The organism is Clostridium tepidiprofundi DSM 19306 (assembly GCF_001594005.1).
Taxonomy (GTDB): domain Bacteria; phylum Bacillota; class Clostridia; order Clostridiales; family Clostridiaceae; genus Clostridium_AC; species Clostridium_AC tepidiprofundi.
On record NZ_LTBA01000116.1, the window covers coordinates 1 to 1,437 of the forward strand.

At 30.6% G+C, this 1,437-nt stretch carries 2 protein-coding genes; both read right to left on the reverse strand.

Features of this window, described 5'->3' with window-relative positions:
• The coding region (locus CLTEP_RS13935; RefSeq protein ID WP_153016357.1) for an Rpn family recombination-promoting nuclease/putative transposase at positions 1–447 on the reverse strand (447 nt) is incomplete at its 3' end.
• A gap of 86 nt (positions 448–533) precedes the next feature.
• Complete coding sequence (locus CLTEP_RS13940; RefSeq protein ID WP_066827672.1) at positions 534–1,394, reverse strand: Rpn family recombination-promoting nuclease/putative transposase; 861 nt, start codon at positions 1,392–1,394, stop codon at positions 534–536.
• Positions 1,395–1,437 lie beyond the last annotated feature (43 nt).

Here is a 1,437-nt window from a genome sequence, read left to right on the forward strand (position 1 = left end):
CTCAAACAGATTGCTAAATGCCTTTTTGCTCTTTACATTGTATATTTTGTAGACATTATGATATTCTTCTTCGTCTAAATATTCACAATCTAATATGTTTATGCCTATAGTTTTCTTCAGTAAATTATATTCATATCCGCTTTCTATCTGATCTGAATATACCTTCGCCCAGTAATACAGAGCTCTCTTGTCATAAAAGCTCTGCTCTGCAATCTGCATTTCTATATCATACCATACTCCTTTTTCATCTACTGCCTTTATATCAAGTATGCTCATCTTACCTTGTCTGTAATTTGCTAAGTTATAAGGGTTTTTTAACTCTATATCCACTATTTGCTCATCTTCACTCAACACTGAATTTATAAACGATATCAAAATATCTTTATTTTCCTCGCTGCCGAATAATTTTTTGAATACGAAATCTACTTTTGGATTTAACCTACACATAAAATATCATCACCTTCCTTTACATATACTTAATAAGTGTGAATAGCTACACTAGTTTTATTTGATTTTTCTTCTGAACAATACAATTACTTATTTATAGCTAACTTTTTGCGTAATTCCTCCACCTTTTCTATCGATAATTTTGAAATTTTAGCTACAACATCATTATTCACTCCTAATTTTATTGCTTCTATAGCTGCTTCAATTCTTCCTTCTACTTTTCCTTCTTCTCTTCCCTTCTCCTCAGCAGCATTAATCTCTGCATTTCTTACCATCATCGCTTTTAAATCATTTTCATATATTTCTCTTTCTTCCTTATTTAAGCTCATTATATCTAGCTTCTCAGCTGCTTTTTTTATTTCCTCACTCTGTGCTAATTCTTTAGGAACAGTATCCTTATCAAATTCATACGCTTTTGTTAAAAATGCTGCCCACCTATCTAGCGTTGTCTTTATTTCACTAAAATCTTTCTTGAATTTTGGAAGTTCTATAAAATGCAACTCAAACAGATTGCTAAATGCCTTTTTGCTCTTTACATTGTATATTTTGTAGACATTATGATATTCTTCTTCGTCTAAATATTCAAAATCTAATATGTTTATGCCTATAGTTTTCTTCAGTAAATTATATTCATATCCGCTTTCTATCTGATCTGAATATACCTTCGCCCAATAATACAAAGCTCTCTTATCATAAAAGCTCTGCTCTGCAATCTGCATTTCTATATCATACCATACTCCTTTTTCATCTACTGCCTTTATATCAAGTATGCTCATCTTACCTTGTCTGTAATTTGCTAAGTTATAAGGGTTTTTTAACTCTATATCCACTATTTGCTCATCTTCACTCAACACTGAATTTATAAACGATATCAAAATATCTTTATTTTCCTCGCTGCCGAATAATTTTTTGAATACGAAATCTACTTTTGGATTTAACCTACACATAAAATATCATCACCTTCCTTTACATATACTTAATAAGTGTGAA

What these genes read in the sequence shown, in the direction of transcription:
- CLTEP_RS13940 (WP_066827672.1), bottom strand. Translation starts at nt 1,394, where the DNA reads ATGTGTAGGTTAAATCCAAAAGTAGATTTCGTATTCAAAAAATTATTC.